The sequence below is a fragment of the Microcoleus sp. S13_C3 genome (assembly GCF_036700905.1).
Classification (GTDB): domain Bacteria; phylum Cyanobacteriota; class Cyanobacteriia; order Cyanobacteriales; family Microcoleaceae; genus Microcoleus.
The window spans coordinates 1-25305 of the sequence record NZ_JAUBPT010000058.1 but is presented as its reverse complement, the minus strand read 5'-3'; the positions used below and the strand labels follow the sequence as shown (position 1 = coordinate 25305).

General features: G+C 45.9%; 24 protein-coding genes. 12 read left to right on the top strand and 12 right to left on the bottom strand.

The genetic code is table 11. From position 1 onward, the window contains the following. Positions 1 to 530: 530 nt before the first annotated feature. Entirely contained in the window at positions 531 to 2399 is a 1869-nt protein-coding gene (locus tag QUA16_RS17315) for a PAS domain-containing sensor histidine kinase (protein ID WP_333104658.1), read from the bottom strand. A gap of 398 nt (positions 2400 to 2797) precedes the next feature. On the opposite strand from QUA16_RS17315, the gene QUA16_RS17310 reads away from it, so the two are divergent. After that, on the top strand, positions 2798 to 3517 hold the full coding sequence (locus QUA16_RS17310) for a response regulator transcription factor (RefSeq protein ID WP_333057024.1): 720 nt from the start codon (positions 2798 to 2800) through the stop codon (positions 3515 to 3517). A 485-nt stretch (positions 3518 to 4002) separates the two neighbouring features. After that, the gene (locus QUA16_RS17305; RefSeq protein WP_333104659.1) at positions 4003 to 5655 is read left to right on the top strand and encodes an alpha-amylase family glycosyl hydrolase; all 1653 of its coding nucleotides are present in this window, start codon (positions 4003 to 4005) and stop codon (positions 5653 to 5655) included. A gap of 345 nt (positions 5656 to 6000) precedes the next feature. On the opposite strand, the gene QUA16_RS17300 is transcribed toward QUA16_RS17305, so the two are convergent. The 4 genes from QUA16_RS17300 to QUA16_RS17285 form a co-directional block, all read right to left on the bottom strand. Further along, positions 6001 to 8652 carry an EAL domain-containing protein gene (locus QUA16_RS17300; RefSeq protein ID WP_333181268.1) on the bottom strand — a complete coding sequence of 884 codons (2652 nt, stop codon included), beginning with the start codon at positions 8650 to 8652 and terminating at the stop codon, positions 6001 to 6003. A gap of 84 nt (positions 8653 to 8736) precedes the next feature. Then, entirely contained in the window at positions 8737 to 10011 is a 1275-nt protein-coding gene (locus QUA16_RS17295) for a transposase (protein WP_333104662.1), read from the bottom strand. Between the two features lie 226 nt (positions 10012 to 10237). After that, complete coding sequence (locus tag QUA16_RS17290) at positions 10238 to 10402, bottom strand: hypothetical protein (RefSeq protein ID WP_333104663.1); 165 nt, start codon at positions 10400 to 10402, stop codon at positions 10238 to 10240. Positions 10403 to 10583: 181 nt separating this feature from the next. Next, complete coding sequence (locus QUA16_RS17285; protein WP_333104664.1) at positions 10584 to 11387, bottom strand: DUF2267 domain-containing protein; 804 nt, start codon at positions 11385 to 11387, stop codon at positions 10584 to 10586. Between the two features lie 444 nt (positions 11388 to 11831). Between QUA16_RS17285 and QUA16_RS17280 the strand changes: the two genes are divergently transcribed. Together QUA16_RS17280 and QUA16_RS17275 are read left to right on the top strand one after the other, a co-directional pair. After that, a complete protein-coding gene (locus QUA16_RS17280; RefSeq protein WP_333104665.1) occupies positions 11832 to 11957 on the top strand; it encodes a hypothetical protein in 126 nt (41 codons plus the stop codon). Between the two features lies 1 nt (position 11958). Further along, positions 11959 to 12390, top strand: coding sequence for a response regulator (locus QUA16_RS17275; protein ID WP_333181267.1), 432 nt, complete (start codon positions 11959 to 11961; stop codon positions 12388 to 12390). Here the strand turns inward: QUA16_RS17275 and QUA16_RS17270 are convergent. From QUA16_RS17270 to QUA16_RS17250, 5 genes are all read right to left on the bottom strand, one after another. Further along, the gene (locus QUA16_RS17270) at positions 12359 to 12793 is read right to left on the bottom strand and encodes a DUF2294 domain-containing protein (RefSeq protein WP_333181266.1); all 435 of its coding nucleotides are present in this window, start codon (positions 12791 to 12793) and stop codon (positions 12359 to 12361) included. The genes QUA16_RS17275 and QUA16_RS17270 overlap by 32 nt on opposite strands. An 85-nt stretch (positions 12794 to 12878) precedes the next feature. Continuing rightward, a complete protein-coding gene (locus QUA16_RS17265; protein WP_333104668.1) occupies positions 12879 to 13256 on the bottom strand; it encodes a BON domain-containing protein in 378 nt (125 codons plus the stop codon). A gap of 278 nt (positions 13257 to 13534) precedes the next feature. Continuing rightward, positions 13535 to 13867, bottom strand: a complete 333-nt coding sequence (locus QUA16_RS17260; RefSeq protein WP_333104669.1) for an alpha amylase C-terminal domain-containing protein — start codon at positions 13865 to 13867, stop codon at positions 13535 to 13537. Positions 13868 to 13962: 95 nt separating this feature from the next. After that, positions 13963 to 14136 carry a hypothetical protein gene (locus tag QUA16_RS17255; RefSeq protein ID WP_333181265.1) on the bottom strand — a complete coding sequence of 58 codons (174 nt, stop codon included), beginning with the start codon at positions 14134 to 14136 and terminating at the stop codon, positions 13963 to 13965. 111 nt (positions 14137 to 14247) lie between these two features. Next, positions 14248 to 14391: a hypothetical protein gene (locus QUA16_RS17250; RefSeq protein WP_333104671.1), complete on the bottom strand. Its 144-nt coding sequence runs from the start codon at positions 14389 to 14391 to the stop codon at positions 14248 to 14250. 838 nt (positions 14392 to 15229) lie between these two features. Here QUA16_RS17250 and QUA16_RS17245 point away from each other — a divergent pair. Further along, complete coding sequence (locus tag QUA16_RS17245) at positions 15230 to 15478, top strand: hypothetical protein (protein ID WP_333104672.1); 249 nt, start codon at positions 15230 to 15232, stop codon at positions 15476 to 15478. Between the two features lie 307 nt (positions 15479 to 15785). Here QUA16_RS17245 and QUA16_RS17240 read toward each other — a convergent pair whose 3' ends face one another. Both QUA16_RS17240 and QUA16_RS17235 read right to left on the bottom strand, forming a co-directional pair. Then, entirely contained in the window at positions 15786 to 16631 is an 846-nt protein-coding gene (locus QUA16_RS17240; protein ID WP_333104673.1) for a cyanophycinase, read from the bottom strand. A gap of 344 nt (positions 16632 to 16975) precedes the next feature. Continuing rightward, a complete protein-coding gene (locus QUA16_RS17235; protein ID WP_015175364.1) occupies positions 16976 to 17173 on the bottom strand; it encodes a hypothetical protein in 198 nt (65 codons plus the stop codon). 381 nt (positions 17174 to 17554) lie between these two features. Between QUA16_RS17235 and QUA16_RS17230 the strand changes: the two genes are divergently transcribed. The 7 genes from QUA16_RS17230 (at position 17555) to coaBC (ending at position 24862) form a co-directional block, all read left to right on the top strand. Then, complete coding sequence (locus QUA16_RS17230; RefSeq protein ID WP_333104675.1) at positions 17555 to 19465, top strand: ATP-binding protein; 1911 nt, start codon at positions 17555 to 17557, stop codon at positions 19463 to 19465. Positions 19466 to 19841: 376 nt separating this feature from the next. Continuing rightward, on the top strand, positions 19842 to 21929 hold the full coding sequence (locus QUA16_RS17225) for a CHASE domain-containing protein (RefSeq protein ID WP_333104676.1): 2088 nt from the start codon (positions 19842 to 19844) through the stop codon (positions 21927 to 21929). Positions 21930 to 22016: 87 nt separating this feature from the next. Next, on the top strand, positions 22017 to 22397 hold the full coding sequence (locus QUA16_RS17220; protein WP_333104678.1) for a hypothetical protein: 381 nt from the start codon (positions 22017 to 22019) through the stop codon (positions 22395 to 22397). Then, a complete protein-coding gene (locus QUA16_RS17215) occupies positions 22387 to 22518 on the top strand; it encodes a hypothetical protein (protein ID WP_333104679.1) in 132 nt (43 codons plus the stop codon). Before QUA16_RS17220 ends, QUA16_RS17215 begins: the two co-directional genes overlap by 11 nt. Positions 22519 to 22636: 118 nt before the next feature. Then, positions 22637 to 23260: an alpha/beta hydrolase gene (locus QUA16_RS17210; RefSeq protein ID WP_333104680.1), complete on the top strand. Its 624-nt coding sequence runs from the start codon at positions 22637 to 22639 to the stop codon at positions 23258 to 23260. Positions 23261 to 23305: 45 nt separating this feature from the next. Continuing rightward, positions 23306 to 23518, top strand: coding sequence for a protein IsiD (gene isiD, locus QUA16_RS17205; protein ID WP_333104682.1), 213 nt, complete (start codon positions 23306 to 23308; stop codon positions 23516 to 23518). Positions 23519 to 23662: 144 nt separating this feature from the next. After that, complete coding sequence (gene coaBC / locus QUA16_RS17200; RefSeq protein WP_333104683.1) at positions 23663 to 24862, top strand: bifunctional phosphopantothenoylcysteine decarboxylase/phosphopantothenate--cysteine ligase CoaBC; 1200 nt, start codon at positions 23663 to 23665, stop codon at positions 24860 to 24862. Positions 24863 to 25305: the final 443 nt, after the last annotated feature.

Sequence of the window (25305 nt, the reverse complement as noted above, 5' to 3'; positions counted from 1 at the left end):
GTTGCAACCTATCCTACACAAACTCTCCTCCTAGCAGAGAGGGACTCAAGAATAAAGGAATTACCCAAAGCCTCTATATGTAGGGTGCGCCTCGGCGCACCCTACCGCTATAATTAGTAGGTAAAACTTTTTTTGCCCTTAGTCCTATTTATTCTTTCGTGTATTAGAGAGGGACGAAAGTCTTTCTATGGAATGAGAATTAAATAACTTACAATGCGTGATGGTTTGTGGGATGGGCCTAAGAGCCCGTCCAGAAAGGGCGGGCGGGACGCCCACCCCACGCCCTATCGGGAACACTCCCCTGATACAAGGGGAGGAGAGGAAGCAGGATTATTCTTGTTTCCCTCTTTAATAAGGGGGGACTTGCGGGGGGGTGAATTGGACTTTTGCAAGAAATCTAATCATCAATCTTATAGCAATTGTTAAAAATCGAAGCACCCCGCGCCGGACTTAGGTCTTGCGATTTCCATACAGATGCTCCCGTATAATCTATATGTATATCTATTTTTTAGCCGTCAAAAAAAAACGGGTCAGGAAGTTAGTTTTTTCGGATAAATTTTTCGCGGGAATTCCATCCGAAATGTCGAACCTTTTTTGGGTTGACTTTCGGCAGTAATAGTGCCGTCGATCGTTTTGACTAAAGAAGCACAAATAGCTAGTCCTAAACCGGTGCCTGGATATTTGCGAGTTGTGGTTTGGTCGCCTTGGTGGAACTTGTCGAAAATGTGGGGAAGAGCCTTTTCACAGATGCCGATTCCTGTATCCCGAACGGTGAGAATTAGCCGATCGCAATTTAATTCCCGCACCTCAATATAAATGCTGCCCTCATGTGTGAATTTAACCGCGTTGGAAACGAGATTGGCCAAAATTTGCCGCAGGCGCACCTTGTCATTAACTATCAACTGATCCTGCAAGCACACGCTGACGGACATTGCCACGTTCTTATCGGTGGCTTGATTTCCGAATTCCCGGGCGACATCCATTACTAAATGGGCTAAATGAAATTTTTCAATTTTTAATTCTGTGCGGCCACTCTCGATTTTGGAGAGGTCGAGGATATCGTTAATCAGCAGTAGCAGATTTTTGCCGTTATGTAAAATGCGTCCCACCATTTCTGTTTGCTGGGCGGTCAGCAGTTGTTTGTGCTGGCGCAGCAGCAATTGGGAAAAGCCGATAATCGAATTCATGGGAGTTCGCAATTCGTGGGACATGATGCCCAAAAATTGCGATTTTAACTTGGCTGCTTCTAGCAGTTGCAATTTTTGCTGTTGAATGCGTCGCACCTGATTTTCCAGTTCTTCCTGCTGACGAATTAGCAGCTCGTTTTGCAAGTCTAAAAGCTGTTCCTGCTTTTTTAATTTTTCGATCGCCAGCGCGTTGTTAATCGCGATCGCCGCTTGTTTTCCCATCACCGCCAGCAGTTGCTGAGTATGCCTGTCCATCGCCATGCTGTCTTTCCCGTTGCCGATAGCCAACACACCCAAACGCCCGCTTTGCCCCGACTCGATCGCCGCTGCACAAGCCGCCGCCGGCAACAAGCCTTTGCCGCACTCCGACCGCCACAGTACAGACTCTCCGGTTGCAAATGCTTTCCACAGCAGCTTGTTTTGCACGTGCGGGGTTTTGCCCCCACCAAAGTTTTCCGTGCCCCCGACAGCGCTGAGTTTGAGACCGCTGCAATCGGACTCCAGAAGAGCAACTAGGCAAAATTCCGCTCCTGCGATCGCCTCCACAGTCGCGTCCGCGATGGCTTGCAACAATTCATTCCAATTACCCGCGCGCTGGCTCAATATATTTGTAAACTGCTCTATCACCTGTAACTCCCCCCCAGCCTTTATTACCGTCCGGGCTTGGCACCATTTTTCATCTTTGAAGTTAGCTTCCGAGCGCGCTTGATGGCGCCAAAACTCTGGTTCTGCTTGGGGCTCGGGTTGAGTTTGTTCGATCGGCTCCATATCTGTGTAGGTTCCCACCCACTCCAAAACTTCCTGACTGTCCGGGTTAGCAGGCCCTCCTTTTGCCACGTTCCAGCGGTAAGTGCCCTCTCGCGTCTGCAGACGAAATATAATTTCGTAGCTTGGCGGCGGGAACTTAGAACTGTGCGATCTTGCCAATAGACGAGGGCGGTCTTCTGGGTGGACGCGCGCCAGATACCCGAAACCCAAAGCTTCTGCTGCTGGTACCCCGGTGTACTCCTCCCAGCGCTGACTGAAATAAGTCGCCCAGCCGTCGGCATTTGTTTTCCAAACAATGTGAGGAATTGCCGACCACAGGCGATCGTCCTGAGTTTCGCAGTCGCCAACTTGGGGTTGGGGCGATGTTATTTCAGATACTTTGTGTAAGATTTCCGAGTCGGAAAACTCCGAGGGAAAAGACTTATTGCCGTGATACTGAGTCATAACAGGTTATATAAATAAGCGTTGGACTAGAGCCCTAACACCGATTAAAGACTCGTGCTGCTAGCTTTATTGATTTTGAGGGCCCAAGTGCATCAAAATTTTTTATACTTTAAATTTATCGGGGTAGTGGTATCCTTACCTCTATCAACGGGCGGACAATGAGATAATTCAGTTAAACTATTGAAACATTGAGAGCTTACCTGTCCCGAGGAAGGCTCGTGCAGGCATCGCGGCAAAATAACTTAAAAATTAACTTGCATTCTTGGCGGCTGCATGAGTATGCTTTAAAATGATGTGCGACCTGTAAAACCCTAAATCAGGACACATTCTCAAATTTACTCAGTTTAGCTGAGTCAGTTGACGATATTTTAAAAATTTAGCGGGCTATTGGAAGAAAGATGAGTAAAATTCGCGTTGCTTTGGTAGAAGACCATGACCTGACAAGAGTCGGCATCCGCACTGCTTTACAACAGCGTGACACGATAGAAGTTGTCGGCGATGCAGCTAACGCTACAGAGGGATTGAAACTGCTTCAGTCTTCAAAACCTGACGTGGCAATTGTAGATATTGGCTTGCCGGATTTTGATGGCATTGAACTTACACAAAAGTTCAAGAAATCGGTAGCGGAGTCCGATCCCGATACCAAAATTTTGATTCTGACTTTTCAGGACAATGAAGAAGAAGTTCTGGCAGCTTTTGCCGCCGGAGCTGACTCTTACTGCATGAAAGATATTAGCTTCGATCAGTTATTAGATGTAGTAAAAGTAACTCACGAAGGTAACTCTTGGATCGATCCGGCGATCGCCCGTATCGTCCTGAAACAAGCTCGCACTCAGGAACCCGCGCCGGAAGAACCGAAGGCTGAGGGTAAAAGAGTCACGATTAAGGCTGCCGAACCCGAGTTTAGTCACATCATTGAGACTTATCCTTTAACCGAGCGGGAATTAGAGGTTTTGGAACTGATCGTGCAGGGTTACAGCAATGCTGCAATCGCCGAAAAGCTGTACATTACTGTCGGTACAGTCAAGACTCACGTTCGCAATATTTTGAACAAGTTGTGCGCTGATGACCGCACTCAGGCAGCCGTTCTCGCCCTGCGTTCTGGCTTGGTTGGATGAAGCCTTATCATCAGGCAAAATCAAGTTAAAAGTAGGGTGCGCTGGGCGCACCTTACAGCCACTGATTAAGGGTGTGCAGTGCACACCGACTAACTAATTGTTACCAAAAAATTAGGCTAGGCAGTGTGCACCAGCCCACCAATTGTTTGTTGTTAAAAAAGGGATAAATTTTAAAGCCACATCTATCCATGTACAGAGATTTTTTAAAATTTTAAAAAGACTGAATCTACCTTAAGATAGATGCTAAAAAACTATGCTATTACTAATACTTATTGTTGAGCGATCCCCAGTTAGATAAATTTCGCTTGCACTGCCGATATTGCGCGATTTCACTTCATAAAAGGCAGAGACAGAGGCCAGATTACGATACTTTTAGGAAGAGTTAAGCCTTAAAGAAATTATATCCGTAGAGTGATGCTGAGTTCGCTTAAATTTGCGAAATTAAAAGTATCAACTGCTACTGAAATATTTTAGAAAGAGGTATTATGGCGGCCCCAATTGAATTCAAGTTATTTGCTCCCTACAACAAAGGAGCTGCTTTGATTGGCTCTTTTTCTAATTGGGAAGAAATCCCGATGGAAAAGGACGAAGAGGGTTATTTCCGCACGCGAGTTGAGTTGGAGGATGGCGTTTATCAATACAAATTTCGCGTTCAGTCGAAAAGCTGGTTTCTGGAAGCAGATCAGTGGGTAGATGTGGTCGATCCCTATGCGACTGACATCGACGATCCAAGTCAAAACGGCATTGTTCGGATCAAAGATGGCGATCGCATTATCGATACCTATGTGTGGAAACACGACGATAAACCGCTACCGGCCGATCGGGAATTAGTGATTTACGAAATGCACATTGCCGACTTTTCCGGTGGCGAAGATGATCCCTTCGCCCGCGGCCAGTACAAGCACGTCGTCGAAAAACTCGATTACCTAGTCGAACTCGGCATCAATGCGATCGAACTCATGCCCCTCAAAGAATACCCAGGCGACTACAGTTGGGGCTACAACCCCCGCTACTTCTTCGCTGCCGAGTCCAGCTACGGAACCACAGAAGAACTCAAAAACCTGATAGACGAGTGTCACGGGCGCGGGATTCGCGTCATCATGGACGGGATTTACAACCACTCGGAAGCGTCGAGCCCCCTCACTCAAATCGATCACGATTATTGGTATCACCACGAACCCCGCGATCCAGATAACAATTGGGGCCCGGAATTTAACTACGAATTCTATGACGAAAACCTAGGAACTTTCCCGGCGCGCAGATTTGCTGGCGATACAGTCCGCTTCTGGATTCAAGAATATCATCTCGACGGCATTCGTTTCGACGCGGCGCGACAAATTGCTAACTACGATTTCATGCACTGGGTAGTTCAAGAAGCCAAAAATGCCGCCGGCCCCAAACCTTTTTATACCGTTGCCGAATACATTCCCGACGAGCCCAGCATCACTAATCTAGACGGGCCGATGGACGGCTGCTGGCACGACAGTTTCTATCACTCCATAATTCCACAACTCTGCGGGGACAATTTTGATTTAGAACGCCTCAAAGAGGTAATCGACTGCAAGCGGCAAGGTTACTTGGGTGCGACGAATGTAGTCAATTATTTGAGCAATCACGATCACGATCGCATTTTTGCCGAATTGGGCTCGCGCGGAATTTTGGATGAAGCCGCCTTCAAGCGGGCAAAGTTGGGAACCGTGCTGTTAATGACAGCAGTTGGCGTGCCCCTAATTTGGATGGGCGAAGAATTTGGCGAATACAAAGCCAAAACCATTGAGCAATCTAAAATTGACTGGACGCTGCTAGGAAATGACCTGAATAAAGGTTTGTGGGAATACTACAAAGGCTTGATTCACCTGCGTAAAAATAACCAAGCACTTTACACAGAAAACATCGAGTTTTTCCACGAAGACCCTGACTCGAAAGTTTTTGCTTACACTCGCTGGAACGATGAAGGTTCGAGAGTTGTAGTAGTGGCGAATATGTCGGAAAATTATCTGGCAGGTTACAGCGTTCCCCACTTCCCGGAAAATGGAACTTGGCACGAATGGACGGGGAATTATGATATTGAATCGGGCGAGAACAATATTATGATTGACTTGCCGGAATACGAAGCCAAAGTGTTTGTTTGGCAGTAAGGCAACGGAGGACAAAGGCTTTCGCCGTTTCCCTACCCCAAAATAATCATTATGTAGGAAAGGGCACTGCCTTTCGTCGTGTCAACTTAATCTATCAGTCCGCCAGTCCTCCCACCCGGCAGTCCGCCAGGGACTGAAGTCCCTGTCTAATAGCTGAAGTCCTCTGAAGAGGACTAATGAGTTTTTCAGTCCTCTTCAGAGGACTTCGGCTTTGAGGCAGGGGTTTCAACCCCTGCCGGACTGCCGGAGTGCGGGTTTAACGCTAAGTTGACACCTATGGGCATGGCGCCGTGTCTTACTCCCCGCGCCGGAAACGGCGAAAGCCTTTGTCCCTACAGATATCGCTCAAAAGAGAAGCTTTTGTTTGTTCCCGGATTGATTTTCTAGGCACAATTGCGTTGCCGCCGGCGCCGGTATGGGTTTGCTAAAGAAGTAACCCTGACCCATATCACACTGATGCGACTGCAAAAACGCCAACTGTTCTGCTGTTTCCACTCCCTCAGCAATCACCTGTAAATTCAGGCCCTGTCCCAAGGCGATCGCCAGTTTCACAATAGTAGCACCGTTGCTGCCAGTCACCAAATCGGCCACGAAAGATTTGTCTATTTTTAAATTATTGAGGGGAAAGTTTTTCAGAGACCACAGCGAAGAATAACCAGTGCCAAAATCGTCCAGAGAAATGTGAATTCCCATGTCCTGCAACTGCTGCAATACCGACACCGTAAAGCTCACATCTGTCATCGCAATGCTCTCGGTAATTTCTATTTCTAAATATTCGGGATTTAACTTGGTTTCTGATAAAATTTCGGCGATGATTTGTACCGTGTGAGGTTGCAGAAACTGGCGGGCTGATAAATTCACTGCTATCCGCATCGGCGGCAATCCCTGTAACTGCCACGCTCGATTTTGCAAGCAAGCAGTCCGCATCACCCATTCGTCAATTTGGCAGATTAATCCTGTTTCCTCAGCTAAGGGAATAAATCGATCGGGAGGAATCAAACCGCGTTCGGGATGCTCCCAGCGAATCAGAGCTTCCATGCCCACTATTTTGCCAGTCTTTAAATTTATTTGCGGTTGATAGTACAGGACAAACTCAGATTTTTTTAGAGCTTTGTAAAGATGATTTTCTAAGTTAAGATCCTCGGAGACTTTACTGCCGATCGCCTGCGTGTAAAACTGATAATTATTGCGACCTTTTTGTTTAGCTTTGTACATCGCAGCATCAGCATTTTTTAGCAAAGTTTCTGCATCTTCTCCGTCATAAGGAGCCAAAGCAATTCCCAAGCTAGCCTTAATATAAAGTTCCAGACCCTCAAAATCAAAAGGACTGCTTAAACTCTGGATAATTAGCTGGCAAATTTTAGTTGCTTCCTCCGGGGTGTTGATATTGTACAGCAGCACAGTAAATTCATCGCCGCCCCAACGAGCCATCGAATCCCCGACGCGCAAACAGTTAGTCAAACGCCGAGATACACTTTGCAGCAACAAATCGCCCACGGGATGACCGAGAGTATCGTTAACATTTTTAAATCTATCTAAATCTAGAAAGATTACTGCCAGCATTTCTCCATTTTGGTGAGCGCTAGCTAAAGCTAAAGACAGCCTTTCATTAAACAGTAATCTATTAGGTAAACCAGTTAAGGGGTCGTGAGAAGCTTGATGTCGGATCATCGCCTCTACACGCCTCTGCATTACAGCCATGTACAGGTGAGTTCCTAAAGATTGTGCTAGCTTCTGTTCTTCGCTAGTCCACTTTTGAGCTTCGCCTGTTTTGATTTCTTTCCAAGCTGCAAAGGACTGTCGGGGACGATCGTTCCGGGCGTCCGAACTGCAACGGCCCGCCCACAAAATTTCTGTTTCTATAGGGCTGCGAAAAACGGTGAGACAGCCGATGCACTGTTGGCGGTATTGCAGCGGTACTGCCAAAAATGATCGAATGGAAGCTGCGAGTAAATTGGCAGAGACTGATTTGAGTTGAGGTTCTTTAGAAATATCGGAAATGGCGTACAAGTGTGGTACGAGAAAACTCGAAATATTGCTGTCAATTGAACTGTAATGCTGGGAATAGAGATTTTCAAAAATACCTAATTGGCTTGTATGATTAGCCGTTTGTGCTCGATCGTCTTGGCTTGCCCTCCACATAATCTGCTGCCAAAACGGGCTGAGTTCAAGGTCGATGTCCGTGGGCTGCTGGCCACAGGTATAAAGCAAAGCGGGCCGATCGCCAAACTCGGCTGCAAGGTAGAGTCGCCCTCCTGAACCACGCAAATGCTTGACAGTTTGTTCGAGAACTGCTTTCCGAATTTCGTTGAGTTCCAGAGGAGAATGCAGCAAACTGGTAATTTGGTTGATAACGGCTTCGTCGCGCGCTTGCTGTCTAGCTTGACTGAGTAGAAAAGATTGGGCGATCGCAATTGAAAGTTGATCCACAAGCAACTGCACCATTTTCAATTCTCGATCGCTAAACCGTTTCGGTTGGCTGTGATGAGACACCAACAGTCCCCAAAGGTGATTTTGATGCAAAATCGGCACCGTCAGAGAAGAACGTGCCCCCATAGCCTTGAGATATTCAGCGTGACAGGGGTCTACAGGACGATAGCTAATATCTTCAACTGCTAAAGTTTTGCCGGTTTCGGGACAATCTAACCGATTAATTGTTTGATGCTGCAATTCCACATCTACAATCACTCGCTGCCGCGCTTTGAGAAACATTTCCCGAGCACTCTGGGGAATGTCGCCTGCTGGAAAGCGCAAACCCAGCATAGATGGCAACTTGTGGCCATTGATGGACTCAGCAATCACCTCACCGCTACCGTCTGCCTCAAAGCGATAAACTTTTACTCGATCGCTTTCTAAAAAGCTGCGGATTTCTCGCGCAGTTGTCGTCAAAATCTCTTGGAGTTCTAAAGAGTTACGGATGCGATTGGTAATTCGATTGAGTAAAATCTCTTGTTCTAAAGTCGATCGTGACATTTGTCTAACTTTGGTGCGGGTCATCGCTTTTGAGCTCCCGGGCTGTTGACAGCATTTTTGCGAGCCACAGTCTTAACTTGCCCTGTATTATAGCTGGCAAAAGTATAGTCATTTATTGCACATGACATGGGAGGCGTCAAGTCCCTCCCCCTTCACTTTCACTTTGAGCGGATTAACCCGCCTCGGCTGAACTACGCAGCTCCCTATCCCATTGCTAAACGCATTTGGGATTGCTTTTCTGAGAATGTTGTACGAAGCATTCACATCAGAATTAATTAACCGACCGGTCGATGTTTTGTACAAACCTCGCTTCATCCGTTTACCAGTGAACACAGGCTCTTTTTCTGTTTTTCCATAAACAGGAATTGGGTCTAAACCTAAAAAACTGGAGCGGGATGTGTAGGATTCTTCCTGCACAATTACTGTGATTCCCACCAACCGAGATTTGTATTCTAACTTCTCAATTAATCGAGAGTGAGGAATGCTGACAAAGTTTTGGTTGGTTTGTTTACCTAGATTGATATCGGTTTTCCACTGTGCATTTTTGCCGATTACCAGCGTTCCAATTTGGTTCACTACCAAATGGTCAACAATCACACGACTAGCATGATGCAAGTAATTATCAACTTTCTGATTACGACAGCGAGTTAATCGCTGAATTCTGGGTGAGGTTTGACGATTCCCTTTTAACTGGGATTGTAATCGGGATTTGCGTTTGTTGTAGAACTGGTTAATCGATTTCAATGGTCGCCCGTTAATCAACAAAGGGATAAATCCCGGTTGATTTGAAGTTAACGCCACTAAATTATCCAGTCCTAAATCAATACTAGCTACAGAGTTGGCATTGCTGATGGTGGACTCCGGTTCATCATAAATCACCTCAATTACATAGGAATCACATTTCGGAACCAGTCTAACTTGACAAATTTGGTTGGGATTGAGTTGGGTTTTAATTGAAAGCTCAGTGCCGGAAAGTTTGAGAATTCCTTCCTTTAACTGTTTGCTACTAATTGCTTGAATCGTGTAAACGAGAAGGTTTCGCCCTTTGACTTTATCTTTGTACTTTGGCAATTTTGGGCGACCAGTGAATTTTGAATAATCAACTTTGTAAGCTTTAACGGCTTCAAAAAACGATTTCCAATTCTTGTCTAAAACCATTAAGATTTGCTGACTTACTTTAGCAGGCAAAGTCTTGTAGGCTTCATGAGATTTCATCAATCGGTTCATTTCGTTGTAATTGACATAGCCCCATCCATAAATAAAGTTCTGACGAATGACGTAATTGGCGACATTGTAGAGGTTTTTGGATTTAAAGGCTAGTTCGTCAATTTGGGCGAAACGATGTTCCGTGGATTTAATGATGTGCCTCTCTGTTAACTGCATTTGAGATTTCCGTTCTTCAGGCTGTGCGTATTCCTTATTCAACACTCACAACATAATACCATTATTGTTTATAATTGCTTATAAACTCAATGAAGTTTTACAATACATTACAATACTTTCGCGGCATCTAGGGGCTTGACCCAACCCAAGAGCGAGAAACTCTGTTTCTGGCGATATTTCTGGTTTTCCGACAAATTTGGGTGATAAATCGGGTTTTTCACCGCACTTATATCAATTCCGGTAACACCGGAATGATGGTTGACTGTTGACTGTTGACTGTTGACTGTTGACTGTTGACTGTTGACTGTTGACTGTTGACTGTTGACTCGATTTTATGATTCCGATGCAACCGGAAACGATATGACAAGGCAAGGCAAGAGCGATGTGACAATTAGTGAGGACTCAAGTTCGATCGAGTTCGATCGGACTTGAGTCCTCAGTACAAAGCAATTGCACAGCTACAAGACAAAAGCTATAGAGAAACCGGGTTGACCAACCAGTTTTCTGCCCTGGGGAGGGAGAATACTGCTTAGTCAACCCGGCTGGTAAGTATTTATACCTGAAAAATGGCGTTAAGCCGACGCCCAAATTTCCCGAATTCTGTCCGGTAAAAAGCCAGCTATTTCCTGAATTCGCTCCTCGGACAGCTCATCCTTCGTTGCCGAAAATACAGCGGCGATCGCAGTTTCCGGTTTTACTCCTGAAGGAAGTGCGCCTTCTAGTTCCACCCTCCGTGCAAACAAATTGCCATCGATCCCCGCAGGTGCAGGCGGGCCGGTCAAAGGCTGACGTATCCGGCTGAGCAATCCCACCAGCGGATTGGTATCTTTCCAGAGGTCTGCTATTTCTTGTTGCAGGGTTTTGTCATCCGTAGGCAAAACTTCTTTGTGCAATTCAGATTCCACGTGCTCGATGGCGTCTTTTGTCATCACGTCGCGCATGACCCGGTACACTACTTCGGTAATGTCGCGGGCATCAAAAATATCCTCCAAGTGACCGTTTACCATCACTTTTTCCAAAAACGGCATATCCTTTGAAGCGATAGGAACTGCCGATCCTTCGTGGTGGAGCGAGGTCGGAGGATTCGTCTCCATTTTGTGTAACAGTTTCTGGCCTTTTTCTGTTAACTCAGCTTCTTGAAACGCCACTAAAGGCGGCAATAACTCAGCTCCTCCATAAGGCTCGCCACTAAACTGAGCTTTGATAAATTCCCTTTGGTTGAGGTAGTCCAAATGACCGAGCAATTCCGCTTCCGCCACCGGGTGACCGACATATTCTTCGGCTGCGTTCCTAATTTCCGACTCTCCCCTGCCGTTTCCGCTACCAATTTTTTTGAGCAAAATGTAAGTCAGGTCGTCTCTGATTGGAATTGTCATTAAAACCTCCTAGGTTAATATCCGGTAAAGCTTAAGTAAAAACAGAATCTTTTTACTTGCTTAAATTGTGATGATTACTACTTAAAAACATTGAAGTATAAAGTAGAGTAATCAAGTATCTCTCAGCAGGTGGAAGTTATTAAAATTAAGTATCGGTTAGAATCTTCCTTTAGGTAGATCCTTGTAGGGAAACCCATGTTTAATGTGGTTAATATCCTAAAAAGCTGTCGCCACTATTCAATGCTATTAAGCGAGGATGCTTTCGTGGTAAGAGTTTTCGTATTTATTGCGTATTTTTACCAAGGCTGACGCACCAAGAGGGCCTCACCTGGTAATTGGTGCTGGGAGAGGTAGAATTAAGCAGATGCTATGGAATCAATCAACTGCGGTCGTTTTGCACGCAGCTTGTAGGGATATTGTATCGGGTGAGACCAAAAACTGGTCATGGGAGAGCTACAAATACGAGCCAATCTGTTTCAAGTGCCGCAGCGCCACTTGAAGAATGCCTCGGAGACAAATTTTTTGATGGTTGCGATCGGCATTTATGAACTACCTTCATTGGGACAATAAATTGGAATCCTCGTCTTTCATTAGCGGTCAACCCCCGGTTGATAAGCGTCCTTTAGTGTTGGCTGTAGACGACAATCCTGACAACTTAGAGCTGCTGACACAAATACTCGATTTATTCGGCTGCGAGTGCGTGGGAGCAGTTGACGGGTACGGAGCTCTCTCCACAGCAGTCGCTCGACAGCCCGACCTAATCGTACTTGACATTTGCCTGCCCGATATAGACGGTATGGAAGTAGTAAAGCGCGCCCAACAAAACCCCGATATCAGACATATTCCGATTGTTGCTGTCACCGCACTAGCAAAACCAGAAGACCGCGATCGAATTCTCCAAGCAGGCTGCGTGGAATACCTTTCCAAACCTTTTAACATCAAAGATTTAGAAACAGTTATCCGCCAGCACATCAACTCTCCACTGGTTTTGGTTGAGTTTTAGATTTATAATTAGAATCACGAACTTGAGGTGCAGAGTCCAAAATTGCGATCGTTCCTGTGCGGCCTGTCTCCAAGGTCGCATCGCGGAGCAAATCCGTGACTCCCACCCCCAAAACCTGTTGGATTAATTCTTTCAGTGGCAATTCCAGAACAGATTCTAATTGTGTTCGCACCTGCAAAGCCAAATCTTCCTGACCGTTCTGAGCCAGCAGTTTTTCGGGTTGAGTAAGCCCATTTTCGACAACAATTATCAATTTGTTATCCAAAAGATTGCAGAGCGCCTGACTCGTTGGATGTCCAAGTTGAGAGCGGTACAAAGCTTGAATTCCCTGCGAAAGAGTCCGTTCTAATTTCCCCCGAGTAGGTTCTAAGGTTTCCCCTGTCATATATTTTATTGAAACCATAATAGATAAAAAAGACTGTTAGCTGTTAGCTGTTAGCTGTTAACTGTTAGCAGTTAACTGCTAACAGTTAGAGATAACCGTCGCGCTAGCCGACAGAAACTTGATTAGTTTCCACCCCAGTTGCACCCTTAACACCTTTAGCAATTGTCACCAATCTGCTGACAATTTCCTGACTGGGAACTGTACCTTTGAGAACCACCGTAGTGCCATGTTGAGCCACATAAACAGTCTCAATATCGGCAACATCTGGATTTGCATCGAAAGCCTGAGCCACCCGTTTAGCTAAACCGCTTTGATCGTATTCTCCATTCAATCCCATGCGTTCCGGCGGGATTGTCTGAGCGCTCGCAGCAGGTTGAGCTTGAGCTTGAGCTTCAGCTACAGGTGCTTGGTAAGCGGGAGCGTCAACAGTTTCTTGATTTTCTTTTTTTTCTAAACCAAACAATCTTTTTAGCCAGCCCATAGAGTTTGTCCTCCGACAAAGTTTGTGTTAATTGACGTGTTAATTGACGTGTTAATTCACGGTTGGCAAGTCGCCCTGTAATTGTGATTCTCAATACCAGGAATTACGATCGCACTCTTGGATGCAGAAACCGAGTTTTTTTTACAAAAAAGTATCGTTACAGCCATCCACCTAGGTAGAAAAACCCGGTTTCTTGACTTTGGTGCGCCCATCCTAAATACAATTTACTGTTGTACAACTTCGCAGATCATCTGCCTGGAGACATAATTCTCCGGCTCTCAAACAAATACTTGCGCTGACCATTCCGGCAAATCAAACTTAAACCCTTCTTCGCCAACTTCTACTATTTTGTTGTACATCCACTCGTGCCAAGTTCCCCCAGCCGGAAACTTAGGAATGCTGTTACCAGATAGATAAGTATCCGAAAAATTAGCGACAACTACTGCTCGCGTTCCCTCATCGCTCCAGCGGTAATAAGCCAGCACTTTGGCTTCGGAATTTTCGTGGATAAATTCAATATTTTCGGTATAAAGTGCCGGCAAATGTTGCCGCAGCCGAATCATGTGTTTGTAGTATTCCCACAACTCATGATTGGGCTGATTTTTCAACAAAGACCATTGTAGTTTATTCGGCTGGTTGGGAGTTTGCCGAGTGGATTGTCCAAACTATTCGCCCATCCACAGCATCGGTATTCCTACTGCTGTGACTAACAAAACCGGGCGTTGCTGATTGGGAGCATCTCATATTTGTAAAAATACTTCTTCTGGCTCCTTCCTTCTTCTGGCTCCTTCCTTCTGCCTCTTTCCTTCTGCCTCTTTCCTTCTGCCTCCTGCCTCCTGCCTCCTGCCTCAAAACTCCAATTTCTAGCGGAGGGCTGCAAAGGTGAGATGCTCCCTGCTGATTTATGGTATGAAAGGCTAAATATGCAAGTCATAGAAACCAGTATCTACAAAGCTTCGGGATTTTCAACTTATTTTTTTTCATACCTTGATTAAGCAACGCCCTGAATTTTAGTGCGGAAATAACCTTTATCATCTTTTTCTAAGGAAATTTCTGCCCAGTTGGAAAAGGAGCCTGGCAGTGTAGCTGCTTTGTTGTTCGGGGCGAAGAGTTTGAATTCAATTGCAGCGGCCATGAATAGCTTGTTTGCAGAACTGATAAGTGTGATTAGTATTGATTTTTACCATTTTGCAAATCGGTCGCCATCGTTCTTAAGAGTTAAACCTGTAAGTCTTATGTTGTAAGGTGCTTGGGGGCGCACCCGGAGGATTTAGTAGTGCGAACCCTAGCGATTGAGTAAGGTTGGCCCCTAGGCACGCGGAAACCTGATTTTCATCAAAAATGTAGTTAAAGTAACTAAAAATTATTAAGCGCTGTTTATGAAAAATAGTCGGACTGTTTTTAGTTAGTAGTCTGAAACCCTAGATTTTCCGTTGTAACGAACTTGCCTTGGAGCCGTGAAACCCTTATTCTACCGTGGGCTATCAAAAACTGTCTGAAGTATTGTATGAAAAGTAATTTAACTTTTGATAACTAAATAAATCGTGGTGAACATTTAACATTTGTAACTAAAGAAACATTTTTTAGCCTACAGGAATAATACCGTAGAAAGATGTCATTTTATGCGGAAACAGCGAGGATGATCGTGTAATTGTAAGGCAAGGGAAACCAGAACGATGAATCCTTTATTCAACTGGGTTTTCCTCCGACTTTAAGGCAAGTTTGAGCCGAGAATAGCAATGATTATTTTTGCTTAGGTCTTGGTATCACTTGTTTTATAGTTTTTGACTGGTAAACTTTGTAGAACAAAAATCAGCTTTAACGACGGCTGCTACCTCAGTAATTGGTAATTGGTGAAAATCTCATTCGTCCCTGTTACCCGTTAGATATTCCGAGCAGTGGCTTAAGGCTCTAAAAGTTTAATGTGGGATGTTGGCGAATTACCGTTACTGTAAAACTCTGGAGTGTTAAAAATGCTAAAACAAATGTGTTGGTTGCCCAGATTGGGACGCAATGGAGAAAAGATATTGCACTTACGCACCGATGCCCGTCAGGGGTGGCGGCCTTATACAGCTTTTCCGCAGTTCGCTGTATCCGACTACCGGGAACCAGGTGGTTCTAAGGGATGGGCAACATATCAAAAGCTGAGAGTTCAAGGGTGGAATTTAATATCGACTGCAGAAGGGCAGCAGTCGATTTTTGGCGAACAGAAAAGTGCTTAAAAAACCCGATACCGCAGCAATAAAAGAAGAGGTAAAATCCTCTTCTTTTTATTACTTTTGGAGAGAGCAACTGGGTTTTTAACCATCCTACTTGGTAGAATGGGTAAGGTGTGCAGTGCTGACCTTATACCAATTTAATGTGAAGTTGTACATATCTCGATCCCCCTAAATCCCCCTTAACAAGGGGGACTTTGAGAAGAATCTTGTCCCCCCCTTCTTAAGGGGGGCTAGGGGGGATCGGATTCTATGCAACCTCATAAAAAATTGGTATTACATAATTTTAAGATGTTTGCCAGTTGCAAGTAAATTAGGCGATCGCCCTTTCTCTGTCTGCTGTAGTTGCTAGGTTATGGAGCACCGGCTGGCGAGTTCTCAAGTTAAACCGGTATCCGTGGGGGAGGATGTGCAACTTGGCGCCGCAAATCGCTAAAGCCTCATCCTTCAAAAGTCCATCTACATTGTCGTGGAGTTTTTCCGACTCGTCGATGACAGTTACAGCGCTTTCGCCAATGACTTCCAACTCGTCACCGTGGACTAAAATAGCTGTATTTTCGTCAATACCAAATCCCAACACGGCAGGTTGCAGCAAGAGTGCGGAAACTAAGCGTCCCAGACGACCTCGCTGGGCGAAATGCTGGTCGATGACAACTCCTGGAAGGAAACCCATTCCCGGGCCCATTGCTACCACATCAACGCGGGGATTTGTCTCCGAGTCTCCTTCAATAATCATCATGTCTGGCATCATCGCCGCGCCGGCACTGGTGCCCCCAATGATAATCCCTTCAGAGAAGCGTTTGTGCATAGCTGCGTCGAGTTTGGTGTCTTTCAAGCAGCTAATAATCCGCGCTTGATCTCCGCCGGTAAAGAATATGCCAGTGGCTTGTTCGATCGCTTCTAAATACTCTGGATTGCGGGCCTCTTCGGGTCTCTGGGTGTCAACAACTCGCACATCTTCAGCGCCAAGCCGCTCAAACACTCGGATGTAATTATCTCCTACTTCTCCCGGCAGGCTTGTTGCAGCCGTCATCACTACAATGCGGGCTTTAGTCCCTCCGGCGCAGCGCAAGAATTCCCGCAGAATTTTGCAGTCCCCCTCTTTGTCTTCCGCGCCACCAATAATTAGCAACTTCCCCTGAATTTCGCTGCTCGCCATATTATCTCCACTGTTAATTTATTTAATTTCACTAAAACACAAACTTCTTTTTTCCGAAAACCGCCAAAAGGTATATCTAGATACCAAAAACCTCTCAGACTTCTACCACTCTAGAACGCACACAGCAAGGGTGATATGGGAGTTTACTCATCCTCGATAATCCACGAAACAAACTTACCCCCCTAACAGGAGATAGGGGGGGTCAACAAATGAGCTTAAATTACAGGGCCCACGCGCGCGCGGTGATCGATCCGGTTTCTGATCCGATTCTTCGCTAATCCTCCTCTGATTGCTCGTAGAAATCCGGTTGATGAGCGTAAGTCCTCAATTAGCCCGATCGCCCGTTAGTGCGATCGCTCGATCAAATTGCTCAATATGGTACTCGCCCGTTCTAAAGGTAGGTGTCTGGGTTTGCCGTTCCAGACAATCTGATATTCGTTGCTGTTTTGACCATCACCGTAGCCAGAAATTAGCTTCCGGTGAAATGCTTCCTCAGCTAGGTGGTGAACTTTTTCCCTGAGAGCAGTTTGTGCGATCTTCATAATTTGCTGCCTCTTAAATTTTCTTTCACTGTCATAAACAATTATAAGTACAGAGTGTACCTCTCAAAAGTTATAGCTTTTTTTTGCGAGGGGGGAAAGAAGTAGTCATTAGTCATAAGTGCTTAGTTAGCAATGCCTAGTTACCAATGCTTAGTCATCAATACTTAGTCAGATGTTGAAGGAAGAAGGAATATTTTCCCACTCTCACCCTCTCCCCCTCCCCCCATCTCCCCATCTCTCCCACTCCCCCTATCGGGCCATACTGAAGGCAGAATGGGTCGGAGTATTTATCTCACTGCTGGAATATCTATGCCCGCAGGTAGTATCCCATGCACCGACTATAAAGTTACCGTAAAAAATTAGCTCAAAGGAGGTTAGAAAATGCTGCAAGAAACAAGTACCGAAACAGCCCGCGTCAATGCTCGAAAAACCGATATTTTTGATGTTTTCAACTTCAAACACTATATGGGGCCTAACCCTTATTTAGGAACAGCAGCTTTAGTTTTTGATTTAGCGGTGACGGGGGCGAGCGAACCTTTGCCGATCGCACATTACCAGGAAATTATTGGCGATCGCTACCCGCAACTGCTGCACGAAACTTTCTCGAACCATGCCCAACTGTTCGGCCGTACCGCCTCAGAAGTAGCCAAACTCGACATGGGTTTGCACTTCCAACATTGGAACATCAAGCCGTTTTCTCAGTTTAACAGAATCAGCATAGAAGCACTTCACGCCCGCACCGCGAGAGCCGTAGTTTACGCAGTTTGGGATTGGTTTGAAGCCATCAATCAAAATCAAAACTTTCCCTTGGAAGCACAAATGGGCGCGCTGCAAAATATGTTCCGGCAGTCAGTTTACGGAGGCCCGACAGTTTATTCGTTAATGCGATCGGCATCCCAAAAAGGCATTCCCGCATTTTATTTGTGGGATGAAGGACTAATGCAATATGGGTACGGTAAAAAACTGGTTCGCGGCTCTGCAACTACCTTTGATTGTGACAGCCACTTAGACTCAGATTTTACCACGCGCAAAGACGATTGTAAAGCTTTTCTCGCTACATTAGGATTTCCTGTTCCCAAAGGCGATATCGTCTCCACAGAAAACGGAGCTCTAGCAGTTGCTAGAGAAATTGGCTACCCAGTTGCTATCAAACCAGTAATCGGTCATAAAGGAATTGGCGTAACAGCAGATGTCCGGGAGGCAGAGGAATTGCAGGCGGCTTTTAAAAGAGCAGTTAAGGCCATTCCCGAAACAGACCCGGTACGAGTAATTGTGGAAAACAGCATCAAAGGATCGGATTTTAGGCTGCTGTGCGTTGACGGCAAATTTGTTTCTGCAACTGAACGCCGACCCGCTTGGGTAACAGGTGATGGCGACTCAACAATTCGCGAATTGATCCGCCGTGAAAACCGCAAACCAGAACGTTTGGATACGCCAACTTCGGCGATGAGCAAAATTCAGTCCGACGAAGCGATGGAAATGTATCTGGCAGAACAAGGGCTGTCATTGGATAGTGTGCCAAGTAGCGATCGCACTGTGTATCTACGCAAAGTCGCTAATCTTTCCGCAGGCGGCGTCAGCATCGACGCTACGAGCACTATTCACCCGGATAACATTGTTTTGGCTCAAGATATCGCCCTACATTTTCGGTTAACTTGTTTGGGGATTGATGTGATAACAGAAACTCTCGCCCAATCTTGGAAAACAGGCAATTTTGGGATTATCGAGATCAATGCCGCGCCGGGAATTTTTATGCACCTCAACCCCGCTGTCGGCGAAGGGGTTGATGTGCCTTCGCATATTATCGAAACTTTCTTTGAATCGGGAAAATCAGCCAGAATTCCGATTATTACTTTCAACATAATTTCGGTACATGACCTACAAGAAACCATCGACCATATTCTGTTGCAGCATCCCGATTGGACAATCGGTGCTGTTTGCCGCGGTGGACTTTTTGTTAACCGTTCTGAAAAAGTTTTGAATAAGAATTACCATCTCAACTTGCAAAGTTTGCTGCGGAATCCCAAGCTCGATTTGTTAATTGCTGAATATCCAGAAGATATTTTGGAAGCTGAGGGAATGTTTTATCGGGGCAGCAATATGGTGGTGCTGGACAATCCGGGGGAAACTGAGATGATGTTGGTCAGAGAAAGCACTGATGACGATACTGTTGTGGTGAGGGAAGGAAATAGTATTTCTATTCGCCGCCAGGGATTGATCGAACAGTATACTCTGGGGGATGATGAACCGTTTACACGGGTTTATTTGAAGGAAATAGGGACTGTTTTGTAAGCGGTTCCACCTTTAAGTTGGCTTTGTGGGGCGGGTATTGAGTACCCGCCCCACCAGATCAAGGCTTTTTCTTGTTCCCCGGTTCTTCCGGGGCAGGAAGTTGGGAACGCCGAGATTGGAACAGAGTTCGTTACACTTAGTTACAATTGGTCGCAATCCCTCAGTCGTGGATGCACTCTTGCTAAGAAACCCGGTTTCTCCCGATATTTCTCGTTACCACACCAATATTTTCATAGAAATTGGGTTTCTCAGGGTAAGTCCTATTGCTGCGATCGTAAGTTTTTAGACAATCTTGTTTGTGCGCTGTCGATCGTGCTATCAAGGAATTTCACAAGTCCTTAAACGAATTGCACTCCGGTGGCAGAAGGTGTGGAATATGAATGTTGCGAGCAATTGGTTTAATTCGCTGACCGAAAGTTTACAGTCGCACCGTCGTTACATTCCAGCAGCGCTGACTCTTTGCACCGGTACGAGTTTGTCCTTGGCAGCAGCAGCCGTTGTGTGGCATTCGGAACACCAACGAATGCAAGCTGAATTTCATCAGCAAGCCGATCGCCTGAATGTGACATTGCAGCAAAGCATCAACAAAAATTTAGAAGTTCTGTACTCACTGGAAGCATTCTACAGGGCATCTACTGAAGTTACCAGAGAAGATTTTAAGCAATTCGCTCAACCTGCACTTGCCCGAAATACTGCTATACATTCTGTTAACTGGATTCGGCGCGTGCCGGCTGCCCAAAAAGCAGCTTACGAAAAGACAATTCGAGCCGAAGGTTTTCCGACATTTCAAATTTACGAACGAACTCCTGACAAAAAGCAGGTCAAAGCAAAAGTGCGATCGGAATACTTTCCCATTATTTACAGAGAAGCATTAGAAGAAGATAACAAAGTGATCGGTTTTGATGTTGCCTCCAGCCCCGATCGCAAAACAGCTTTAGAGAAATCGGTGAATACCGGGAAAATAGCCGCTTCCGCGCGAATTAGATTAGTCAGCAACAATCAACCGGGATTGCAAGTATTTCTACCAGTACCCCGCCGCACAACTTCTGCTGATAACTCGGTCAAGGGCCGCCCAAACCTAATGGGAGTTATTGCGGGTCTGTTTCAGATCACCAGTATGGTCGATTCCTCTTTAGAATCGCTAAATTTAGACAAGATTAATTTTTACCTCTATGACGACTCTGCTATAGAGAAAGAACGCTTTCTGGTGCGCTACGACTCACAAGCTAAGCAGTTGATAGATAACCCAAAACACGAAAAGCCAGAGTTAACTAATATCCGGGGAAAAATCTGTAAAAATCCTAGTGCTTGCACTCGCTTATTTAACGTAGCAGACCGCCAGTGGAGGCTGCTAGTTTTGCCTGGAAAGGGGTACAACAGTATGAGGACGTATCAGGGTTCGCTGGCAATTTGTGCGATCGGGCTATTGATGACTGGCAGCTTGACGATTTACCTGTTGATGTCTCTAGAACGTACTGCAAAAGTAGAACAGCAAGTGTACGATCGTACAATTCAACTAAAACAGCGCACCGCTGAACTAGAAACAGCACTAAAAAATTTGCAGGCAGCTCAATTTAAACTCATCCAAACTGAAAAGATGTCCAGCTTGGGGCAGTTGGTGGCTGGAGTTGCCCACGAAATTAACAATCCTGTCAACTTCATCTCTGGCAACCTGATCCATACAGGCGCATATACTAGAGACTTGCTCGAACTTGTGGAAATATACCAGCAGCAATATCCGAACCCAACGCCAGAAGTGCAAGCAAAACTAAAAGATATTGATTTGGAGTTTATCAGTGAAGACTTGCCTAAAATCCTAAAATCTATGAATATGGGAGCTGAACGTATCAGCCAGATCGTGCTTTCTCTGCGGAATTTTTCGCGCTTGGATGAAGCTGAAATGAAGTCGGTTGACATTCACCAAGGCATTGACAGCACCTTGATGATTTTGGATAGTCGGCTGAAACCAAAAGCTGATTTTCCTGGCATTAAACTCATCAAAGAATACGGAAATTTGCCATTAGTAGAGTGCTGGGCGGGACAATTAAATCAGGTATTTATGAATGTTTTAAGCAATGCTATTGATGTTTTATCTGATGAAGAAAATCCAAAAATGCTCGAAAACAACGCCTCGAATTCTGCCTTTTTACCTACTATTCGGATTCGCACTGAACTTTTAACTTCTAATTGTGTATGCGTGCGAATCGCTGACAATGGAACGGGCATGACGGAGAATGTACAAAAACGTTTGTTTGATCCATTTTTTACTACCAAGCCTGTAGGCAAAGGTACTGGCTTGGGATTGTCGATCGGCTATCAAATAGTGGACAAACATCAAGGTTCGCTCAGGTGCGTATCGGCTCCGGGAGAGGGAACTGAATTCTGGATTGAGGTGCCGGTGCGACAACAGCCTAAGCAATCTGTTTCTAAGGTTTTACCTGCGGTAGGTGCCAATCGATTTTAGATTTTAGATTTTAGATTTTAGAGGCGACCCCACGGATAAATACGTTCGGCAAGTTTCATCGGATACAGGTTTTTTATTTCTGGACGGATGAATCACGTGGCGGGTATCCTGGATGCTTTCGGTCAATTGGAATTAGCGGAACAAATCTCGCTTCTAGCGGAGTGTTGCGGGGAACATCTCAATGAAAGCAGCCCAGCTATAAATTGGAGACAGGAGACAGGAGGCAGGAGGCATGAGGGGGCAGGGGGCAGAAGGCAGGAGGGGGCAGGGGGCAGGGGGCAGAAGGCAGGAGGCAGGAGGAAAGAGGAAGAAGAAAGGAGGCAGAAGAAAGGAGGCAGAAGGAAGGAGGGGGCAGGGGGCAGAAGGCAGGAGGCAGGAGGCAGGAGGCAGGAGGCAGGAGGCAGGAGGAAAGGAGGCAGAAAGAAGGAGCCAGCAGAAGTGTTTTTACAAATAGGAGATGCTCCCTAATTCCTGTTTAGAAAAGGTGAACTATCCGCACTCTACTTTGGAAAGGCGCGATGTCGCACTCTACTTTCAACGGTTAACAGTCAACAGTCAACAGTTAACAGTCAACAGTCAACTATTATAGTTATTAGCAAGCGCGTGCTAATTCCCAGTGGAATATTACCGAAAACAAATATCTGGGGTTTTACCAGTCGTAACAATTTATAATTGTAGCAAGGCCAAATTACCAATTATTAACTACGATGTCTTTACAATCTATTAGCATTCCGCCCACAACGGATCGCAAACCTGTCGCTTTGATGGTCGCTTTGCATGGATGGGGTGCTAATGCTCGGGATTTGACTTCCTTAGCACCCTTTTTCAATTTGCCGGATTATCAGTTTGTGTTTCCCGATGCCCCCTTTCCCCATCCCCAGGTAATGAGTGGCAAAGCGTGGTATAACCTTCAAAGCAAAGACGCTCAGGGATTGGTAGAAAGCCGGCAATTGCTGAGGGAATTTTTGCTGTCTTTGGAAAGCAGCACGGGCGTGCCTTTGTCTCGCACGATTTTAGGTGGCTTTTCTCAAGGCGGAGCGATGACTCTAGATGTGGGATTGACTTTGCCCCTAGCTGGTTTAATTTGTCTGAGCGGTTATTTACACCAGATTTCGCCAGTTGCTGGGAGTGTTTTGCCACCTGTTTTAATCGTACACGGTACTCAAGATACTATTGTTCCCGTTAGTGCTGCTGTGCGATCGCGCGAGACTTTGACGGCTTGGGGATCTGCGGTGCAGTATCGAGAATTTAACATGGGACACGAGATTCTGCCGGAAGTTATAGAGGAAATGCGAAGTTTTGTTGTAGAAACTGTGTCGAAATCTGATTAAAGGTTTAGTATATAGTATGGCGGAAGTCTCGGGCAGGGGAAAAAAATGAAAACTTTAACCAAAGCATCGCGCGATATAGCTGTACTTACTTCTCAGGACGTGGCAGAATTGGCTGTCCGTTTGGAAGTTGACGATTATACAGATCCTTTTGAGGGATTGAATGATTGGCATTTGTTGCGAGCGCTTGCTTTTCAGCGGCCGGAGCTGGTTGAACCTTATCTCCACCTTCTGGATATGGAAGCCTACGACGAAGCATAGACTGAAAAATCTAGCTCAAAATTTTCGACGGAATTGAGGAAGAAGTTAGCAGCATATTTTGTTGCAGATTAAACAGATGAATTAGGGATTTTAGTCTGTTTTTATCTTGATTTCTTTCTTGATTCTTTTTTATGAAAAAATCACATGAAAGGCAGACGAATTTTAATCGGGGTTAGCGGCGGGATTGCAACTTATAAAGTTTGCGAAGTAGTTTCCACTTTAGCGAAAGCTGGAGCGGAAGTTAAAGCTATTCTTACTGATGCGGCCGGGGAGTTTGTCACGCCTTTGACTTTTGCTACTCTCTGCCGCCATCCTGCTTTTACTGACAAAGATTTTTGGCAACCAAGTCACGGGCGCCCCCTGCATATTCAACTGGGAGAATGGGCGGAAGTTTTTGTAATTGCTCCCCTGACAGCTAATACTTTGGCTAAGTTGGCGGGGGGTTGTGCTGATAATTTGCTGACTAATACTGTCTTAGCTTCTACTTGCCCAATTTTGCTGGCACCGGCGATGAATACGGATATGTGGGAACAGCCGACGGTGCAGCGGAATTGGCGGGAAGTGTTGAGTTATCGGCGCTATCATGCTGCGAATCCGGGGGCGGGTATGCTAGCGTGCGATCGCGCGGGTGTCGGCCGGATGGCAGAACCTTATGAGATTTTGCCTCATATTGAATCGCTGTTGTATGCCAAGGGCGATCGAGATTTAGCGGGTCTTCGGGTGTTGATCAGTGCGGGAGGAACGCGCGAACACCTCGATCCGGTGCGGTTTATCGGCAATCCTTCCAGTGGCAAAATGGGTATAGCATTGGCGCAAGCTGCACAGCACCGCGGCGCGACAGTGACGCTGGTACACAGTATAACGGGCGAATTGCCGCTGTCAGGTGTGCGGGCGATCGCAGTTGCGAGTGCAGAAGAAATGCGGCAGGCGATGCTGCAATGCTTTCACGATGCGGATTTGACGGTGATGGCGGCGGCGGTAGCGGATGTGAGACCTGCCGAGTACAGTAGTCAGAAATTGCCGAAGCGATCGCTCCCGAATTGTTTGCCTTTGGCACCGGTAGCGGATATTGTGGCAGAGTTGGGAAAATTGAAACAGCCGCACCAAAAATTAATCGGGTTTGCAGCACAAACTGGGGATATTGTCAAGCCTGCTTTGGAGAAATTGCGATCGAAGAAACTGGATGTAATTGCGGCAAACCCGATCGATCGAATAGGTGCAGGTTTCGGCAGCAATACCAATCAAGCAATATTAATTAATGCCGCCGGCAAGCAAGTAGAAATAGCACCTTGCAGCAAGCTAGAAATGGCTCATCGGTTGTTTGATTTTGTGAGGGAAGGGTGAGGGCGACCGAACTGCGATGATATTACCAATTGCGGATTTGTCGCTGGGCGGGGCGGGTTTTTGAGATGGTAGGTTTCTAACATAAATGGTTGGTAAAACCCGCCCCTACGATGGCCTGTAGGGGCGGGTTCACCAATAATATTTAATACCCGGAAACAATTTATATAAACCCGCCCCCACACAACCGATAATCTAGATTAACCTTTACTGCGCTCGAAATGAAATATTTTTCGCCTTGTGGGGGCGGGTTTTTGAGATGGTAGGTTTCTAGCATAAATGGTTGGTGAAACCCGCCCCTACGATGGGCTGTAGGGGCGGGTTTTACCAATAATATTTGAGACCCGCAAACAATTTATATAAACCCGCCCCCACACAACCGATAATCTAGATTAACCTTTACTGCGCTCGAAATGAAATATTTTTCGCCTTGTGGGGGCGGGTTT

Excerpts from the sequence above, each read along its gene's own strand:
- QUA16_RS17305 (WP_333104659.1), top strand. The coding sequence starts at position 4,003 with ATGGCGGCCCCAATTGAATTCAAGTTATTTGCTCCCTACAACAAAGGA.
- QUA16_RS17295 (WP_333104662.1), bottom strand. The coding sequence starts at position 10,011 with ATGCAGTTAACAGAGAGGCACATCATTAAATCCACGGAACATCGTTTC.
- QUA16_RS17240 (WP_333104673.1), bottom strand. The coding sequence starts at position 16,631 with ATGGCGAGCAGCGAAATTCAGGGGAAGTTGCTAATTATTGGTGGCGCG.
- QUA16_RS17215 (WP_333104679.1), top strand. The coding sequence starts at position 22,387 with ATGCTCCCTAATTCCTGTTTAGAAAAGGTGAACTATCCGCACTCTACT.
- QUA16_RS17235 (WP_015175364.1), bottom strand. The coding sequence starts at position 17,173 with ATGAAGATCGCACAAACTGCTCTCAGGGAAAAAGTTCACCACCTAGCT.
- QUA16_RS17225 (WP_333104676.1), top strand. The coding sequence starts at position 19,842 with ATGAATGTTGCGAGCAATTGGTTTAATTCGCTGACCGAAAGTTTACAG.
- QUA16_RS17230 (WP_333104675.1), top strand. The coding sequence starts at position 17,555 with ATGCTGCAAGAAACAAGTACCGAAACAGCCCGCGTCAATGCTCGAAAA.
- QUA16_RS17210 (WP_333104680.1), top strand. The coding sequence starts at position 22,637 with ATGTCTTTACAATCTATTAGCATTCCGCCCACAACGGATCGCAAACCT.
- QUA16_RS17280 (WP_333104665.1), top strand. The coding sequence starts at position 11,832 with ATGGGAGAGCTACAAATACGAGCCAATCTGTTTCAAGTGCCGCAGCGC.
- QUA16_RS17300 (WP_333181268.1), bottom strand. The coding sequence starts at position 8,652 with ATGACCCGCACCAAAGTTAGACAAATGTCACGATCGACTTTAGAACAA.
- QUA16_RS17310 (WP_333057024.1), top strand. The coding sequence starts at position 2,798 with ATGAGTAAAATTCGCGTTGCTTTGGTAGAAGACCATGACCTGACAAGA.
- QUA16_RS17270 (WP_333181266.1), bottom strand. The coding sequence starts at position 12,793 with ATGGTTTCAATAAAATATATGACAGGGGAAACCTTAGAACCTACTCGG.
- QUA16_RS17220 (WP_333104678.1), top strand. The coding sequence starts at position 22,017 with ATGAATCACGTGGCGGGTATCCTGGATGCTTTCGGTCAATTGGAATTA.
- QUA16_RS17285 (WP_333104664.1), bottom strand. The coding sequence starts at position 11,387 with ATGACAATTCCAATCAGAGACGACCTGACTTACATTTTGCTCAAAAAA.
- coaBC (WP_333104683.1), top strand. The coding sequence starts at position 23,663 with ATGAAAGGCAGACGAATTTTAATCGGGGTTAGCGGCGGGATTGCAACT.
- QUA16_RS17245 (WP_333104672.1), top strand. The coding sequence starts at position 15,230 with ATGCTAAAACAAATGTGTTGGTTGCCCAGATTGGGACGCAATGGAGAA.
- QUA16_RS17250 (WP_333104671.1), bottom strand. The coding sequence starts at position 14,391 with ATGGCCGCTGCAATTGAATTCAAACTCTTCGCCCCGAACAACAAAGCA.
- isiD (WP_333104682.1), top strand. The coding sequence starts at position 23,306 with ATGAAAACTTTAACCAAAGCATCGCGCGATATAGCTGTACTTACTTCT.
- QUA16_RS17265 (WP_333104668.1), bottom strand. The coding sequence starts at position 13,256 with ATGGGCTGGCTAAAAAGATTGTTTGGTTTAGAAAAAAAAGAAAATCAA.
- QUA16_RS17315 (WP_333104658.1), bottom strand. The coding sequence starts at position 2,399 with ATGACTCAGTATCACGGCAATAAGTCTTTTCCCTCGGAGTTTTCCGAC.